Annotated in this window: 6 protein-coding genes and 1 other RNA gene; 5 read left to right on the forward strand and 2 right to left on the reverse strand. The window is 67.0% G+C overall.

Going from position 1 to position 16,021, the window contains the following annotated elements; genetic code table 11:
- Positions 1 to 856: 856 nt before the first annotated feature.
- On the forward strand, positions 857 to 1,261 hold the full coding sequence (locus AC5P8U_RS13575) for a DUF6165 family protein (RefSeq protein WP_061479957.1): 405 nt from the start codon (positions 857 to 859) through the stop codon (positions 1,259 to 1,261).
- Positions 1,262 to 1,279: 18 nt separating this feature from the next.
- Here AC5P8U_RS13575 and AC5P8U_RS13580 read toward each other — a convergent pair whose 3' ends face one another.
- A complete protein-coding gene (locus AC5P8U_RS13580) occupies positions 1,280 to 2,326 on the reverse strand; it encodes a glycosyltransferase family 9 protein (protein ID WP_111007460.1) in 1,047 nt (348 codons plus the stop codon).
- 20 nt (positions 2,327 to 2,346) lie between these two features.
- On the opposite strand from AC5P8U_RS13580, the gene AC5P8U_RS13585 reads away from it, so the two are divergent.
- Positions 2,347 to 3,096: a 3-deoxy-D-manno-octulosonic acid kinase gene (locus AC5P8U_RS13585; protein WP_111007459.1), complete on the forward strand. Its 750-nt coding sequence runs from the start codon at positions 2,347 to 2,349 to the stop codon at positions 3,094 to 3,096.
- Positions 3,096 to 3,863 (forward strand): MBL fold metallo-hydrolase, encoded by a 768-nt coding sequence (locus AC5P8U_RS13590; RefSeq protein WP_227836582.1) that lies wholly within the window; start codon positions 3,096 to 3,098, stop codon positions 3,861 to 3,863. The genes AC5P8U_RS13585 and AC5P8U_RS13590 overlap by 1 nt, the downstream gene beginning before the upstream one ends.
- Before the next feature lie 156 nt (positions 3,864 to 4,019).
- On the opposite strand, the gene ffs is transcribed toward AC5P8U_RS13590, so the two are convergent.
- Positions 4,020 to 4,110, reverse strand: an RNA gene (ffs, locus tag AC5P8U_RS13595) — signal recognition particle sRNA small type.
- 300 nt (positions 4,111 to 4,410) lie between these two features.
- On the opposite strand from ffs, the gene AC5P8U_RS13600 reads away from it, so the two are divergent.
- The gene (locus AC5P8U_RS13600) at positions 4,411 to 4,728 is read left to right on the forward strand and encodes a DMT family transporter (protein WP_005415486.1); all 318 of its coding nucleotides are present in this window, start codon (positions 4,411 to 4,413) and stop codon (positions 4,726 to 4,728) included.
- A gap of 358 nt (positions 4,729 to 5,086) precedes the next feature.
- Positions 5,087 to 15,976 (forward strand): autotransporter-associated beta strand repeat-containing protein, encoded by a 10,890-nt coding sequence (locus tag AC5P8U_RS13605; protein ID WP_495214203.1) that lies wholly within the window; start codon positions 5,087 to 5,089, stop codon positions 15,974 to 15,976.
- Positions 15,977 to 16,021: the final 45 nt, after the last annotated feature.

The raw sequence follows: 16,021 nt of genomic DNA on the forward strand, positions 1-16,021 counted from the left end.
ATGCGGGGGGATGAGAACCCCCGACGGGGTTCGACGGTTCTGCAGGAGCAGAACCGGACAGCCGTAGGCTGGCCCTGGAGCGCGTAGCGCGGAAGGGGCGGGTGCATGGATGCACCCGACAATCCCCCCCTCTCCGCCAGATAAAGAAAAAGGGCTGCCGAAAGGCAGCCCTTTTTCTTTATCTGGCGCGGGACGCGACGCGCTCTGCGCGCGTCGCCCCACACGTTGCTGTGCAACGCGTGGGCCCCTCCCTTTGCCGGCCTCTCCCCGCCCCTGTCGGGGCAGCCCCTCAACAGAGGGGCTTGTTTCACCAGATGCCTCCGTGAATCCACGCCATGGATGGATGCACATCGGGATTTGCGGCGCAGTGACCATGTCCTGATCCGGCGCGGAACACGACGCGCTTTGCGCGCGTCGCCCCACACGTTGCTGTGCAACGCGTGGGCCCCTCCCTTTGCGGGCCTCTCCCCGCCCCTGTCGGGGCAGCCCCTCAACAGAGGGGCTTGTTCCACCAGATGCCTCCGTGAATCCACGCCATGCGTGGATGCACATCGGGAATTGCGGCGTAGTGACCATGTCCTGATCTGGCGCGGGACACGACGCGCTTTGCGCGCGTCGCCCCACACGTTGCTGCGCAACGTGTGGGCCCCTCCCTTTGCTGGCCTCTCCCCGCCCCTGTCGGGGCAGCCCCTCAACAGAGGGGCTTGGTCCTCCAGATGCATCACGGGAGATCCGCGCGGTGCGTGGATGCTGTTCCTGCTGGCAGGCTCATCCACGCATGGCGTGGATCTACCTGGGATATCCGTGCGGACGCTGCGGGTTACCATGTACGCATCACCTGCTGGAGCTTTCCCCGATGACCGCTGAAATCCTCGTCCCCGTTTCTTTCGGAGAGCTGCTGGACAAGATCTCGATCCTGCAGATCAAGTCCGAGCGCATCAGCGACGAGGGCAAGCTGGCCAATGTGCGTAGGGAGCTGTCGGCGCTGGAGCAGACCTGGATGGCACACCCGGCCGCGGTGAAGGACATCGCCAGGCTGCGTGCCGAGCTGAAGGCGGTCAACGAGCAGCTCTGGGACATCGAGGACGACATCCGGCTGAAGGAGAAGGCGCAGGCGTTCGACCAGGGCTTCATCGACCTGGCGCGCAGCGTCTACCTGCGCAACGACGAACGCGCACGCATCAAGAAGGCGATCAACCTGGCGCTGGGTTCGGCGTACGTGGAAGAGAAGTCCTATCAGGATTACGCGCAGCGCACGTGATCCCGGGCAGTCCGCCGCTCACCCCAGGTGGTCGGCGACGTAGCGTTCGAAGGCGGCGATACCGTCTTCGACGGTAATCAGTTCCATCACATCGTCGAATTCGATCTTGGTGCCCCACTTCAGATCGGTGGCCTGCTTGGCCAGGTACTTGCGCGCTGCGTCGTCGTAGCGGTCCACGCAGTAGCGGCGGTCCGAGTACGGGCCACTACGGTTCGGGTTGCTGGCCGCATGCAGTCCCAGCACCTTGGTGCCCATTGCGTTGGCGATGTGCATCGGGCCCGAGTCCGGGGTCATCACCAGGTTGGCGCGGGCCAGTAGGGCGGGCAGCTGCTTGAGCGTGTCCTTGCCGACCAGGTCCAGTGCCGGCGTCTGCAGCTGCGCTTGGATCGCATCGGCCATGTGGCGCTCCAGTTCGCTGCGGCCACCGCACAGCACCACCCGCCAACCGCGCTGGACGGCATGGTTGGCCACCGCGGCGTAGCGGTCGGCGTACCAGTTGCGGCGCACGTGGCTGGAACAGGGTGAGATCATCAGCACCGGGCGGCCGTCGTCCTGCCACTGCGCGGCGGCCCACTCGAAGGCAGACGGCGGCACGGCCAGATCCCAGCTGACTTCGGTCTGGCGCAGGCCCAGCGGCTCGCAGAAGCTGCCGATGGCATCCAGCACGTGGATGCCGGGGCGATCGGGAATACGCTCGTTGATGAAGAGCCCGTGCAGGTCCTTGGAGCGGCTGCGGTCGTATCCGATGCGGCGCTCGGCCGGAATGAAGGCCGACAGCAGGTTGGCGCGGAACGCGACCTGCATCTGCAACAGCGCTTCAAAGCGCCCCGGTGGCAGTTGCCTGCGCAGTTCCTTGACCCCGGCCATGCCGCTCTTCTTGTCGTAGGCATGGAAGGTGACGCCGGGCAGGCCGCCAAGCAGCTTGTGGCCAACCTTGTCGATGATCCAGTGGATCGGCGTGTCCGGGCGCGCAGCCTGCAGGGTGCGCACCAGGGGCACCACGTGGGTGACGTCGCCGAGTGCGGACAGGCGCAGGAGGCACAAGGAGGAGGACGCTGATGCCATGTGTTGTTAGACTCAATGAAATGGTCGCATTCGACGCCAATGAAGCGCTGACGCCATGCCGCGAGGGTCGCGGCATCGGGGCCATTCTGTTCGACCGCGAGCGGCTGCGGCAAGCCGATATTGGCCTGTTCTCGCCCAAGCACTGGGGCAGCAAGGCCCGCCCGGTGGGCGAGGGCGGCCGCGGCAGCGCCTGGTTCGTCGATGCGCCGTTCGGTGCCAGCGTGCTGCGCCACTACCTGCGCGGCGGCATGGCGGCCCGGATCAGCCTCGACCAGTACCTCTGGCGCGGCTCGGACCGGACCCGCAGCTTCGCCGAATTCCGCTTGATGCGCGCGCTGCGCGAGAAGAAGTTGCCGGTGCCACGGCCGATCGCCGCGTTCTACATGCGCGAGGGCCTGCGCTACCGGGCCGCGATCCTGATGGAACGGATCGAGGGCGTGCGCTCGCTGGCCGACCGCGCACTGGTTGCGGGCCGGGGCGCGCCCTGGGAGGAGACCGGGCGGCTGATCGCCCGTTTCCACCGTGCCGGCCTGGACCATGCCGACCTCAACGCGCACAACATCCTGTTCGATGGCAGTGGCCATGGCTGGCTGATCGATTTCGACCGTGGGGTGATCCGCATCCCGGCCACCGGCTGGCGCGAACGCAACCTCAAGCGGTTGCTGCGCTCGCTGATCAAGCTGCGCGGCGAGCGCAGCGTGGAAGATGTGCAGAAGGACTACGCACGGCTGCGCCGTGCCTATGACATGGCCTGGAACCGGGGCACCTGATGGACTGGTCGTTGCGTTTCCTCGGCGTCGGCAACGCGTCGGCGGTCGAGCTGGGATCGCCGATGTCGGTGATCGAGCGCGGTGGTCGCCCGTGGCTGACCATCGATTGCGGCGGTGAAGGCCTCACCGCGTTCAAGGCGCACTACGGGCAGATGCCGCAGGCGCTGTTCGTCACCCATGTGCACCTGGACCATGTGGCCGGCTTCGAGCGCCTGTTCGTGGACACTTTCTTCAATGCGAACCGGCGCGGCAAGGTGCGCCTGTACGTGCCTGCCACGGTGGTGCCGCTGCTGCACAAGCGCATTGGTGACTATCCGAACGTGCTGGCCGAGGGCGGTGCGAATTTCTGGGATGCCTTCCACCTGATCGTGGTGGGCGAGGCGTTCTGGCATGAGGGGGTGCGCCTGGAGGTGTTTCCGGTGCGCCATCACTGGCCGGAGACGGCCTATGGCCTGCGCCTGCAGGGCGCGCTGACCTGGAGCGGCGATACCCGGCCGATTCCGGAGATGCTGGCGCGCTACGCCAACGACAACGAACTGATCGCCCACGACTGCGGCCTGCACGGCAACCCGTCACACACGGGCGTGGACGACCTGGAGCGTGAGTACAGCATCGAACTGCAGGCGCGGATGATGCTCTACCACTACGCCAGCGTGGCCGATGGCCAGGCGCTGGCCGCGCGCGGGCACCGCGTGGCGCAGCCGGGGCAGTGCGTGCCGCTGGCCGACCCGACCGCGCCGCACGTACTGGTGCAGGATCCGCCGTGAGCAGGACCGGCCAGCCCGCCGATGCGGCGCTGGCCGCCGAACTGGAGGCGCTGGAGCGCGCGCGGTAGTAGCGCGGGGCCATGCCCGGCAAAGGGCGCCAACCAGGGTTGGCATCTACCAGAGGCGAGGGCGTCGCCGGAAAAGGCGGTGGCCCCGCCGGCTGGCCTCGGCGCCCGCGTCGATCGATACCGTTGCTGCCTTCCGGCCCTGGCGGGGTTTTCGACCTAGCGTCGCGAGGGGCCGACGGGGCCACCATAGAGACGTTGGCCGCCCGGTGGGCGGCCAGTTCACGGATCAGGGGAAGCAGCGCGCGATGCGCTGGAGACCACAGCCGGACCGCACATCGGATTACCGATGGCAGGCCCTCATTCTAGCGCAGGCCGGGCCATCGACGCCAGCTTCACGCACTGAACCGGCTGTAACCCGTTCCTGGCCACGGCGGCCGGGCGTGGCCCCCGTTGCTAGAATGCCGGCTAGGAGGAACGACCTCCCCCACATTGGGAATCAAAGACCAGGACGGCCTGGCCCTACCAAGAGGAGGGCCGTCATGGCCTGGATCTATCTATTGTTTGCCGGCCTGCTGGAAATCGTCTGGGCCGTATCCATGAAGCAGTCCGAAGGCTTCACCCGGCTCACCCCCACCGTGGTCACGATCATCGGCATGATCGCCAGCTTCTGGCTGCTGGCGGTGGCCATGCGCAGCCTGCCGCTGGGCACCGCCTATACGATCTGGACCGGCATCGGCGCGGTCGGCGCGTTCGTGGTCGGCATCGTGTTCCTGGGTGAGCAGGTCAGCCCGATGCGGATCGGTGCAGCGGTGCTGATTGTTTCCGGCCTGGTGCTGATGAAACTCTCCAGTAGCTGAATTATTTACTCATGGCGGGGATGGATTCCCCGCCACATACAGCGATATGCATTTTCGGCAAAACCATTCTGCTGGCCTCTTTTATTTGACGTGCGTCATGAAAATAACGCGCGCGATTCACATGCCGCTGGCACCGCCGGTCGCACAGTGCCGCCATTCGTCGGGCGAAATCGGGGAGTTTTCGCCTTGAGGGACACGCTGACGTACCTGTCCCTGGGTGCGATCAGGTGAAGATGTGAAGATTTTAAGGAGTTAATGCCTTCAGGCCTTGTTCCCGTATCGGGAGCAGGGGTGGCCCGCATTGTCTCCAAAAAAACCTGCCAGCTGTGCCATCCGGTCTTTTCATGGAGATTTACCGATGAACCGCATTTACCGTCTGGTTTTCAATCGTGCCCTTGGGGTAATGCAGGTTGCTTCGGAGGTCGCCCTGAATCTCGGGGGAAGCGCGGTCAGCGCAGGGCGGATACCGCGATTGCGGACGCACCAGCTGGCGGCGGCATTGGCCGCCACACTGGCCAGTGGATCGGCATTCGCGGCGTGTACGGGTACCACGACCGTAAACTGCGACAGCACCACCACCATCAACAATTACTCCAACGCGACCAACGGCCTCACGCTGAACATCGCTGCGGGTGCATTGCTGCGTACGCCGCCGATCGTTGGTGGAGGCAACGCAGCAACGCTGACCGGCGACAACGTGACGGTCAACAACAATGGCACGATCGATCCGAGCTCGATCGTCCTTGCCTCGCCCGGCCTGGTCATCGGCAATGGTTCTGCCAACAACAGCGCGATCGTCGTCAACAACAACGCCAGTGGACAGATCAAGGGTGTCGTCAACATCGCAACGCTGCTGGGCTTCGGTGGACAGGCGCTGGTGGCACAGAACGTCAACGGCACCACCACCATCAACAACGCCGGCCTGATCAGCACGTCGTTGATCGGCGCAGGCAGCGTTTCCGACGCGACCACGGTGGTGACCTACGGTGGTGCGGCAGCCAATGTGACCAACATCGGCACCATCGACGGGCGTGTCGGCCTGGGCGCTTCTGGCGGTAATACGTTCCTCAATGCAGGGGCGGTCAGTGGCAGCGTTCACCTGGGTGATTCAACCGGCGGCAATACCTTCACCGCAGTGTCGGGTTCCAGCGTTGTGGCCGGCGGTGGCACCGCCCTTGCCGGCGTGATTACGGGTGTTACCGGGGTGAAGGTTGCGGCAGCGGGAACGGTCGACGCGGGTACCGGCAGCGGTGCGGGCAACAACGCGCTGGTGCTGCAGAACAGTTCCGCCGGTCCCGGGTCAGGCACCGGCGGAGCGGTGACCACACTGGGCTGGAACCAGTACCTCAACTTCCAGAAGCTCACCGTCAACAGCGGTACCTGGAACCTGCAGGGCGCATGGGGCGCATCCGGCCCGACGACGCTCAATGATGGCCTGGTCAATTTCAACAATGCCGGTTCATTCGGCACCGGGCTGTTCACGGCCAACGGCGGTGCCATCGCATCCTCCACGGCCGGTCTGAATCTGGCCAATGCGTTCAACCTCGGCGGCAATCTATCCCTGGCCGGGACCAATGCGTTCGGCTTGAATGGCGTGCTTTCAGGCGCTGGTGGGCTGACGGTGAACAACACCGGCATTGTTACTCTCGGCGGCGCAAACCTGTTCTCCGGGGGCGTCAACCTCAATGCCGGCGGCCTGCTGCTGGGCAATGCCGGTGCACTCGGCAGCGGCAACCTGACCGTCGGTGGCAGCGCCTCGCTGGATACGACGGCAGGCTTCACCCTGGGCAACAACCTGGTGGTCAATGGCGGGGGCTCGCTGAACCTGCTGGGCAGCAATGCGCTGACATTGAGTGGCTCGATATCCGGTGCCGGCAACGTGACCAAGAACGGTGCCGGCACGCTGACCTTGAACGGTGCCAATTCGCTGAGCGGCAGCTTCAACCTGGCCGGGGGCGCGTTGGCGCTGGGCGCGGGCGGCAGCCTGTCGCCCACCGGCGCGATCACGCTGGGCGTCGGCACCAGCCTGGATCTTTCGGCGGCGGCCGACCAGACCATCGGCTCGCTGGCCGGGCTTGGCGGTTCGGTCAACCTCGGCAGTCACACCCTGACCCTGGGCGGGCTGGGCAATACCAGCTACAGCGGCACGTTCGCCGCAGGCACCGGCGGCCTGATCAAGCTCGGCACCGGTGTGCAGACCCTGTCGGGCGTCAACAGCCTCACGGGCGGTGTTGCGCTCAACGCCGGTGGCTTGTTGCTGGGCAATGCCGCCGCGCTGGGCAGCGGTACGCTCTCTGTCGGCGGCAACACCACCTTCGACGGCACCACGGCGCTGGCGCTGACCAATGCTGTCAGCCTCGGATCGGGTGCCAGCCTGAATCTGCTTGGCGGGCAGGCGCTCACTTTCAACGGGGTGATCAGCGGCGCTGGCGGCCTGATCAAGGATGGTGCATCGTCGCTGACCCTCAACGGCGCCAATACGTTCGGCGGTGGTCTGGCACTCAACGCGGGCAGCCTGGTGCTGGGCAACGGCGGTGCACTGGGAACCGGGGCACTGAACGTCGGCGGCGCGGTATCGCTCGACGCCAGCGCCGGGCTCGCCGTGGGCAATGGCATCACGCTTGGCGCCGGTGGTTCGCTCAATGTGCTGGGCTCGAATGCGCTGACGCTGGGGGGTGTCATTGGTGGGGGCGGCAGCCTGGTCAAGAACGGCGCTGCCACGCTGACGTTGGGCGGCGCGAACACGTTCACTGGTGGACTGGCGGTAAATGCCGGAACGGTGGCATTGGCCAGTGGTGGCAGCCTGGCGGCGACCGGCGCGGTCAGCCTGGCCGGCGCTGGCAGCGCACTGGATATCTCGCTGGGTGGCAACCAGACCATCGGTGCATTGTCCGGTGTGGCGGGCAGCACCCTGGCGCTGGGCAGCAGCACGCTCACCTTCGGTGATGCCACCAACCAGACCTTCGCCGGCGTGATCGGCGGCACCGGTGGGCTGATCAAGCAGGGTACCGGCGTGCAGACGCTGACCGGTGCCAATACCTTCAGCGGTGGGGTGAATCTTGCGGCCGGTGGCCTGGTGCTGGGCAACGCCGGTGCGCTGGGAAGCGGTGCGCTGACGGTCAGTGGCAACGGCTCGCTGGACGCCACTGCGGCGCTGAACCTGGGCAATGCGATCAACCTCGGCGCGGCCCTGACCCTGCCGGGCAGCCAGGACCTGACCCTGGGCGGCAACATCACTGGCACCGGCAGCCTGGTCAAGAATGGCGCGTCGACACTGACCTTGAACGGCACCAACACTTTCAGCGGTGGACTGAACGCAAACGCCGGCAGCCTGCTGCTGGGCAACAGCGGCGCGCTCGGTACTGGAGTACTGGGCATCGGCGGCAACGTCACGCTCGATGGCAGCGCCCCGTTGAGCCTGACCAACAATGTTGACCTGGGCGCGGGTGCGGCGCTGTCGTTGCCGGGCTCGCAGGCGATCACGCTGGGTGGCGTGGTGTCCGGTACCGGCAGGCTGGTGAAGAACGGTGCCAGCACGTTGACCCTCAACGGCGCCAACAGCTTCGGTGGTGGGCTCACCGTCAACGGCGGCGGCGTGTTCCTGGGGAACGCCGGCGCACTGGGCACCGGTGCACTGTCGGTGGGCGCCACTGCCACGCTGGACAGTTCAGCAGCGCTGAACCTCGCCAACAACGTCAACCTCGGGGCAGGCGCGGCGCTGGATCTGCTGGGCAGCCAGGACGTGTCACTGGGCGGTCTCATCAGTGGCACTGGCAGCCTGGTCAAGAATGGTACGGCCACGCTGGCGTTGAATGGAGCCAACACCTTCAGCGGGGGTGTCGGCCTCAACGCGGGCCTGCTGCAGCTGGGCAATGCGCAGGCACTGGGTACCGGCCAGCTGGACGTGGGCGGTAACGCTTCGCTGGATGCAACGTCTGCACTCACCGTAGGCAACCTCATCGGCCTGGCCGCCGGTGCGAATCTCTCCGTGCTGGGCGGCAATGACCTGACGCTCACCGGTCCGGTATTCGGTGCCGGTGGGCTGATCAAGGACGGCGCGACCCGCCTCACTCTGTCCGGCGCCAACCTCTACACCGGTGGCACCACCATCAACGCCGGCACGCTAGCGCTGGGGGCGGGCGGCAGTCTTGCCGCGGCCGGTGCGGTGGATCTTGCCGGTGCCGGTGCGACGCTGGACATCTCCGCAGCCGGTGCGGCGCAGACCATCGGCGCGCTGAACGGCGTGGCAGGCAGCCAGCTGGTGCTGGGCGCGCAGTCGTTGACCTTTGGCGGCGCCAGCAGTGGCAGCTTTGCCGGCGTGATCGATGGTACCGGCGGCCTGATCAAGGCAGGCGCGGGCGTACAGACGCTGTCCGGTGCCAATACTTTCAGTGGTGGCCTTGCACTCAACGACGGTGGCCTGATTCTCGGCAACGCCAGCGCACTCGGTACCGGTGCACTGGGCATTGGTGGCACGACCACGCTGGACAGCACCGTGGCGCTGAACCTGGCCAACGCAGTGAACTTCGGTGCCGGTACGCAGCTGACCCTGGGCGGCAGCAACGATCTCACCCTCGGTGGCGTGGTGGCCGGCAATGGCAGCCTGATCAAGAACGGTGCGGGCCTGCTGACCCTCAACAACACCAATACCTTCGATGGCGGCCTGACCTTGAACGGCGGTGGCCTGGTGGTCGGTGCGAATGGTGCGCTCGGTACCGGCGCGCTGGCGGTGAATGCCAGCACCACGCTGGACGCGGGCGCGGCAGTGACACTCGGCAATGCGGTCACGCTGGGCTCGGGCGTCGTACTGACGTTGCCGGGCAGCAATGCGCTGACGCTGTCGGGCGTGGTCGGCGGCAATGGCAGCCTGGTCAAGAATGGTGCCACCACGCTGACGCTGTCCGGTGCCAACACCTACAGCGGCGGTACCACCATCAATGCCGGCACGTTGGCGCTGGGCGCGGGCGGCAGCCTTGCTGCAGCGGGTGATGTCACGTTGGGTGCAGGCGCTGGCTTTGATATTTCCGGTGCCGGCAGCAGCCAGACCATCGGCGCGCTCAACGGTGCGGGTGGCAGCACCCTGGCGCTGGGCGGCAATTCGCTCACCTTCGGTACGGCCGGCAACGCCGCGTTCGATGGCGTGATCAGTGGCGGCGGCGGTCTGATCAAAGCAGGCGCGGGCGTACAGACGCTGTCCGGTGCCAACACGTTTGGCGGCGGCGTAACGCTCAACGCGGGCGGACTGGTGCTTGGCAATGATGCGGCGTTGGGCACCGGTGCATTGACCGTTGGTGGTGCCGCCACGCTGGATACCACCGGCCTGGCAACGCTGGCCAACAACATCGCGCTCAACGCCGGGCTGACCGTGCTCGGGACCAATGCACTGACGCTCAACGGCGTCCTGTCCGGGGCCGGCAGCCTCACCAAGAATGGCAGCGCGACGCTGACCTTGAACGGCGCCAACACCTATACCGGTGGCACCAACATCAATGTCGGCACGCTGGCGCTGGGGGCCGGTGCCAGCCTGGCGGCGAGCGGTACCGTGAACCTCGCCACGGGTGCCACGCTGGATCTGTCTGCCGGCAGCGGCACGCAGCAGTTCGGCACGCTGGTCGGCAATGGTACGGTGAACCTCGGTGCCAACTCGCTCGAGGTCGGCGGCGCCACCGATGGCACCTTCAGTGGCTCGATCGCAGGCACCGGTGGCCTGACCAAGGTGGGCGCGGGCATCGAAACGCTGACCGGTGCCAACACCTACACCGGCGGCACCTTCATCAACGCTGGCACGCTGGCGATTGGTCCGGGCGGCAGCCTGGCCGCGACCGGCGCGGTGACGCTGAGCGCTGCGGGCACCGGCTTCGACATCTCCACCGCAGGTGCCAACCAGACCATCGGATCGTTGAACGGCGTGGCCGGCTCGACGGTGAGCCTGGGGGCACAGACGCTGATACTCGGTGGTGTGGGCAACAGCCTCTTCGATGGCGCGATTTCCGGCACCGGTGGCCTGGTCAAGAATGGCGCCGGCATCCTCACGCTGGGTGGCGCCAATCTGTTCAGTGGTGGCGTTGCACTGAATGGCGGTGGCCTGGTGGTCGGCAACAGCGCTGCGCTCGGCAGCGGCGCGTTGACGGTCGGAAGCAACGCAACGCTGGATGCAACGACCGGCGTCAGCCTTGCCAACAACATCGGGCTGGCAGCGGGTGCCAGCCTCGATCTGCTCGGCAGCCAGGCGCTGACGCTGGGGGGCGTGATTTCCGGCACGGGCGGACTGATCAAGGACGGTGCGGCCACCGTAACCCTGAGCGGTGCCAACACCTACACCGGGGGGACCACCATCAACAGCGGCACACTGGCAATCGGTGCCGGTGGCAGCCTCGCCGCAACCGGTGCGGTGAACCTGGCCGGTGCGGGCACGCTCGACATCTCCGCGGGTAACCAGGCCATCGGTTCGCTGGCCGGCGTTGCAGGCAGCACGGTGGCGCTGGGCGGCAGCACACTGACCCTGGGCGGCACCGTGGACAGCACCTTCAGCGGTGTGATCGGCGGCAGTGGCGGCCTGATCAAGAACGGTGCGGGCGTGCAGACGCTCAATGGCGCCAACACTTTCAGCGGTGGCGTGGCGCTCAACGCCGGTGGCCTGGTGGTCGGCAACAATGCTGCGCTGGGCACCGGTACGGTGACGGTCGGAGGCGCTGCGACGCTCGATTCGAACACTGCGGTCATCCTCGGCAACAACTTCATCCTCAGCAACGCGTTGACCGTCCTGGGCAGCAACAACCTCACCCTCAACGGCAACCTGAGTGGTACCGGCAGCCTGACCAAGGAGGGTGCCGCGACGCTGACCTTGAATGGCACCAACACCTATACCGGCGGCACCAACATCAACGCTGGTACGCTGGCACTGGGTGCGGGCGCGAGCCTGTACGCCAGTGGCATCGTCAACCTGGCCTCGGGGGCGACCTTCGATCTGTCGGCAGGCAGCGGCACGCAGCAGTTCGGTACCCTGATCGGCAACGGCACGGTGAATCTGGGCGCCAACACGCTGACGATCGGAGACGCCACCAATGGCACGTTCAGTGGCTCGGTGGCCGGCTCCGGTGGGCTGATCAAGGAAGGCTCCGGTACCCAGACGTTGACCGGCACCAACACCTTCACCGGTGGCACCACCATCAACGCCGGCACGCTGGCGATCGGCGCCGGTGGCAGCCTCGCTGCGACGGGTGCGGTGAATCTGGCCAACGCCGGTACCACCTTCGACATCAGTGCGGGGGGCGCGCAGGCGATCGGTTCGCTGGCAGGCGTGGCAGGCTCTTCAGTGGCGTTGGGTGGCAGCACGCTGACCCTCAATGGCGTGGGCAATACCACTTTCGCCGGCACCATCGGAGGTGCAGGGGGGCTGGTAAAGAACGGCGCAGGCATCCAGGGCTTGACTGGCGTCAACGTCTTCACGGGCGGCGTGACCCTCAATGCCGGTGGCCTGCTACTGGGCAACGACGGTTCGCTGGGAACCGGTGCGCTGACCGTAGGCGGCAACGCCAGCCTGGATGGCACCAGCGCGCTGACGCTGGCCAACACCGTGCAGCTGGCCAGCGGCACGCTGACTCTGGGCGGCAGCAACGCACTGACCTTGAACGGCCCGATCAGCGGCGCTGGCGGCCTGCTGAAGGATGGCGCGGCGACGGTCACCCTCGGCGGTGCGAGTACCTATACCGGTGCCACCACCATCAACAGTGGCACGCTGGCGGTGGCGGCCGGTGGCAGCCTGTCCGGTGCCAGCACGGTCAACCTGGCCGGTGCCGGTACGCTGGATATCAGTGCCGGTGGCAGCCAGAGCATCGGAGGCCTCGCTGGCGTGACCGGTTCCAGCGTGGTGCTGGGCGGTGCAACCCTGACTACCGGCGGCAACAACGGCAGCACGACCTTCGCCGGCGTGCTCAGTGGTACCGGCGGCCTGGTGCAGAGCGGTACCGGCACGCTGACCCTGAGCGGCGACAACACCTATACCGGAGGCACCAGCATCAACGGTGGCAGTACGCTGCAGATCGGCAACGGCGGCAGCACCGGTTCGGTGCTGGGCGACATCACCAACAACGGCAGCCTGGTCTACAACCTCGGCACCACGGCAACCGTGGGCGGTGTAGTCGGCGGCAGTGGCAGCCTGACCCAGGCCGGCAGCGGCACGCTGGTGCTGACCGGCAACAACACCTACACCGGCGGTACCACCATCAATGCCGGTGGCACATTGCAGATCGGCAACGGCGGTGCGACCGGCGCGATCGTCGGCGACATCACCAACAACGGCGCGCTGGTATCCAACGTGGCCGGCAACACCACGCTCGGTGGCACCATCAGCGGCAGTGGCGGCCTGACCCAGGCCGGCAGCGGCACGCTGACCCTGACCGGCGACAACACCTATACCGGCGGCACCACCATCAATGCCGGTGGCACGTTGCAGGTGGGCAATGGCGGTGCGACCGGCGCGATCACCGGCAACGTTGCCAACAACGGCAGCCTGGTGTTCGACGTTGCGGGCAACACCACGGTCGGCGGTGCGATCAGCGGCAGTGGTGGCCTGACCCAGGCCGGTAGCGGTGTGCTGACCCTGGTGGGCAACAATACCTACACCGGCGGGACCACCATCAATACCGGCGGCACGCTGCAGGTGGGCAACGGCGGCGCGACCGGCGCCATCGCTGGCGACATCACCAACAATGGCGCGTTGATTTCCAACGTGGCCGGCAACACCGCGCTGGGCGGCACCATCAGTGGCAGCGGCGGCCTGACCCAGGCGGGCAGCGGTACGCTGCTGCTGACCGGGACCAACACCTATACCGGCGGCACGACCATCAACGCCGGCAGTACGCTGCAGCTGGGCAATGGCGGGGCAACGGGCTCAATCGTCGGTGATGTCACCAACAACGGCACGCTGGTGTCCAACCTGGCGGGCGATACCACGCTGGGCGGCACCATCAGCGGCAGTGGCGGCCTGACCCAGGCCGGCAGCGGTACGCTGACCTTGACCGGCAACAACACCTATACCGGCCCGACCACCATCAACACGGGTGGCACGCTGCAGGTGGGTAATGGCGGCGCCACCGGTGCGATCGGCGGCAGCGTCACCAATAACGGCAGCCTGGTGTTCAACGTGGGCGGCAACACCACCGTCGGCGGCGCCATCAGCGGCAGCGGTGGCCTGACCCAGGCGGGCACCGGCACCGTGATCCTGGCCGGCAACAACACCTATACCGGCGGCACCACCATCAACACCGGCGGCACGCTGCAGGTCGGCGATGGTGGCGCCAGCGGTGCGATCACCGGCAACGTTGCCAACAACGGCAGCCTCGTGTTCAACGTCGGCGGCAACACCACGGTGGGCGGCACCATCAGCGGCAGTGGCGGCCTGACCCAGGCCGGCACCGGCACCCTCACGCTGACCGGCAACAACACCTACACCGGGGGTACCACCATCAATGCCGGCGGCACCGTGCAGGTCGGCAACGGTGGGGCCAGCGGCGCGATCATCGGCAACATCACCAACAACGGCGGCCTGGTCATCAACACCGGTGGCACCACCACGCTTGGCGGCAGCATCACCGGCGGTGGCAGCATCGTGCAGGCCGGCCCGGGCACGCTGAATCTGGGCGGCAACAGTGGTGGCTTCAGCGGCACCGGCCAGGTCACCGGCGGCGGCCTGAATGTCACCGGCAACATCGGCGGACAGTGGACCATCGGCAGCGGCACGACCCTGTCCGGCACCGGCACCATCGGGGGTACCGGCGGTGGCGTGACGGTGTCCAGCGGCGGCGTGCTGTCGCCGGGCAATGGCCCGGGCAATGGCGGTGGTGCAGGCAACGGCACCGGCACGATCACGGTGGGCGGCAATCTGAACCTGTCACCGGGCAGCACGCTGGGCATCGACCTGGGCGCCACCGGTAGCGACGCGGTGCAGGTCGGCGGCAGCGCGAATGTGGGCGGCAGCACCGTGCGGGTGAATACCATTTCGCCGAGCACCAGCTACCAGCAGGGCCAGCAGTACACGGTGGTCAATGCGGGCGGTGGCGTGAGTGGGCAGTTCGCCTCGGCAACCTCGCCGTCGGCCTTCCTGACCATCACCCCGGTCTACACCGCCAACACGGCCAACCTGCAGATCGACGTGGCGCAGACCGCAGCGTTCACCACCGTGGCCAACACGCGCAACCAGTACAACACCGCCGCGGCGCTGGACAGCCTGCCGCAGAGTGGCGCGGCGCTGGGCTTGTACAACACGGTGCTGATCTATGACGCCGGCACTGCGCGCAGCGCGTTCGACCAGCTCTCTGGTGAAGTGCACGCGGCCAGCCGCGCGGTGCTGCTGTACGACAACTACCTGGAAGAAGGCATCCGCCAGCGACTCGGCAGCGAGTTGCCGACCGTGCGTGGCGAGCGCGCTTCGGCCTGGTTGGCCGGCAGCGGCAAGGTGTTCAGGCAGGATGGCGACGGCAATGGCGACGAGATCCGCGCCAATCGCAATGCGCTGATGGCCGGTGTCGACTGGCAGCTGGGCGAGCATATGGTGCTGGGTGCAGCGGCCGGCAACGAACGGCTGGATACGCGGCTGTATGATCGCAGCTCGCGGGCCCGCCTGCGTGGCCACACGTTCGGCCTGTATGCACAGGGACAGTGGAACAACGGCTTCGCGGTTGGCGGCAGCGTGTCGCGCGGTGACTACCGGACGCGCACCACGCGTGAAGTGCCGTTGTTGGGCCAGACCCTGTACAGCCGCCAGGATTCGGATGTGACCATCGCCCAGGTGGAAGGCAGCTGGACATGGACCCACGGCAGGACCCAGCTGCAGCCCTATGTGCAGTTCACCAAGCACTGGGTCGACAGCGATCGTGCGGTGGAGCAGGGCGGCAGCGCGGCACTGGTGCTGGAAGGCGGCAAGGACACGCTCAATGTCAGCACCGTGGGCGTGCGTGGGCGCTGGGACGTGGGCAGCGGCGAGCGCTTCCCGGCGCAGCTCACGGTCGGCCTGGGCTGGCAGCACGCCTCGGGTGACACCGATGTGGCCAGCCGCAACCGCTTCGCGGTGGGCGGCGACGCCTTCGATGTCTACAGCGCGGTGATGGCACGCAATGCCCTGGTCAGCCAGGTGGGTGTGGCGGTCGGCCTCGGCCGCAACAGCCAGCTGTCGATGTTCGTGCAGGGCCAGCATGGCGATGGCCGCCGCGATGTCGGCGGGCAGATCAACCTGCGCGTCGGGTTCTGAGGGAGCAGGCGGGCGGTAGAACCACGCCCTGCGCGGATGGCACCG

It is taken from the genome of Stenotrophomonas sp. YJH_SMC_81 (genome assembly GCF_059370875.1).

Excerpts from the sequence above, each read along its gene's own strand:
- AC5P8U_RS13600 (WP_005415486.1), top strand. The coding sequence starts at position 4,411 with ATGGCCTGGATCTATCTATTGTTTGCCGGCCTGCTGGAAATCGTCTGG.
- AC5P8U_RS13605 (WP_495214203.1), top strand. The coding sequence starts at position 5,087 with ATGAACCGCATTTACCGTCTGGTTTTCAATCGTGCCCTTGGGGTAATG.
- AC5P8U_RS13585 (WP_111007459.1), top strand. The coding sequence starts at position 2,347 with ATGGTCGCATTCGACGCCAATGAAGCGCTGACGCCATGCCGCGAGGGT.
- AC5P8U_RS13580 (WP_111007460.1), bottom strand. The coding sequence starts at position 2,326 with ATGGCATCAGCGTCCTCCTCCTTGTGCCTCCTGCGCCTGTCCGCACTC.
- AC5P8U_RS13590 (WP_227836582.1), top strand. The coding sequence starts at position 3,096 with ATGGACTGGTCGTTGCGTTTCCTCGGCGTCGGCAACGCGTCGGCGGTC.
- AC5P8U_RS13575 (WP_061479957.1), top strand. The coding sequence starts at position 857 with ATGACCGCTGAAATCCTCGTCCCCGTTTCTTTCGGAGAGCTGCTGGAC.